The organism is Jeotgalibacillus salarius (assembly GCF_004405125.1).
Lineage (GTDB): Bacteria > Bacillota > Bacilli > Bacillales > Jeotgalibacillaceae > Jeotgalibacillus > Jeotgalibacillus salarius.
The window spans coordinates 1-1,700 of record NZ_SORX01000022.1; the positions used below are offsets into that span (position 1 = coordinate 1).

Below are 1,700 nucleotides of genomic sequence, written 5' to 3' on the forward strand. Positions count from 1 at the left end.
CAGGTTGTTGAATTTCATAAGCCGTGCCGGATCATTCCTTCGCTTTCCGCGGACGAACGTTCGAGCCTCCTCAGGCAAAAAACCACTGCCTTCCGGGGTCTCTCTCGATCGTTTTTCCGCAGGAGTCTACGGAATGATCCGGCACTTTTTATCTCTTTTGATACATAGTTCTTCTTTTCAAACTTTCAAAACGGGCGTAAAATAAAAAGAAATGGAAAGGAACGATGAACCATGATGGGACGCCCCGTTAATGCCCGTCACAACCGCCAAATGGTTTCTATTGATCAACTTGTTCCTCAAGATCACTTTCTTCGTTACGCAGATGCTTACATTGATTTTTCATTTATAGAAGAGATTACTTCTTCTTTCTATCAGCCAGCCTCCGGCCGACAATCAATTCCACCCATTACATTATTCAAAATGTTATTTATCAGCTACTGGTACGGCATTCGTTCTGAACGACAGCTAGAAAAAGAGATCCAGACGAACCTTGCGTACCGTTGGTTTCTTGGTTTTGACCTAACGACACCGGTTCCTGACCATTCCACCATCAGTTATAGTCGTAAGAAACGCTTCCATGAGACAACGGTCATGGCGGATATTTTTGAAGCCATAGTCAAACAGGCAATGGAATATCGCATGGTAAGTGGTCGTGTACTTTTTACAGATTCAACTCACATTAAAGCCAATGCGAATAAAAATAAGTTTATCAGGGAAGCAAAACCTGAAAAGGTCATTGCGCACTTTGAACTGTTAGAACAGGCTGCGAATGAAGATCGGATCGCCCATGGAAAAAAGAATTAAAACCTAAAAAGGAGCGTGAAGGCACTAAAAAGAGTGATGGTGTAAGACGTGTCAGTACAACAGATCCCGATAGTGGATTCATGATGAGAGATCACAAACCGCAAGGCTTCTTCTACTTAGACCACCGGACGGTCGATGGGAAGTATGGGATCATTACGGATACCTTTATCACACCAGGAAATGTATCAGACCAAACACCTTATATCGATCGGCTGGATCATCAGGTACAAACCTTTGGGTTTGAAATAGAAGCTGTAGGTGTTGATGCCGGTTATGCCACACATATGATAGCGAAACAACTCTTAGATCGGGAGATCTATGCGGTAGTAGGTTATCGTCGTTTTAAAAACGGGAGTAAACGGATTCCGAAGTCAAAGTTTACTTATGTCGCTGAGTTAGATGTGTATGCGTGTCCTATGGGCTGTATCTTAGCTTACTCGACAACAGATCGTCAGGCTGTTCGGCATTATAAAAGCAATCCATCGGATTGTGCAGTCTGTCCATTGCGCAATGAATGCTTTTCCGCGAAAAGTCGTTCAAGAGAAGTCACGAGACACGTCTGGACGAATCTGTTAGAAAGCATTAAAAAGAACAGTAAAACAAAAACAGGAAAGAGACTTTATCGTCTTCGCAGAGAGACTGTTGAAAGAAGCTTTGCGGATGCGAAGCATCTCCATGCGTTTCGATACGCACGATATCGAGGGCAGGAGTCTGTCCAGGAACAAGCATATCTCACCGCAGCCAGTCAAAACCTCAAAAAAATGGTTCTTCTACTCAAAAAAAGAGCCGAAGAACCAAGTTAAACCCTGATAGACCATCATGGAAACCAAGGAAATGATTAAAATGAATGGTTTATTTTATTGGTTATATACATATTTTAGAATTTCAACAGTCTG

1 protein-coding gene is annotated in these 1,700 nt (G+C 42.5%); it reads left to right on the forward strand.

Translation table 11 applies throughout. The features are described 5' to 3' along the window. Positions 1-231 precede the first annotated feature (231 nt). Positions 232-1,607 (forward strand): IS1182 family transposase gene (locus E2626_RS17005; RefSeq protein WP_244094374.1). Its coding sequence is split into 2 segments (ribosomal slippage): positions 232-793 and positions 793-1,607, totalling 1,377 coding nucleotides; the frame shifts between segments, so codons are not numbered across the junction. The last annotated feature ends 93 nt before the right edge of the window (positions 1,608-1,700 follow it).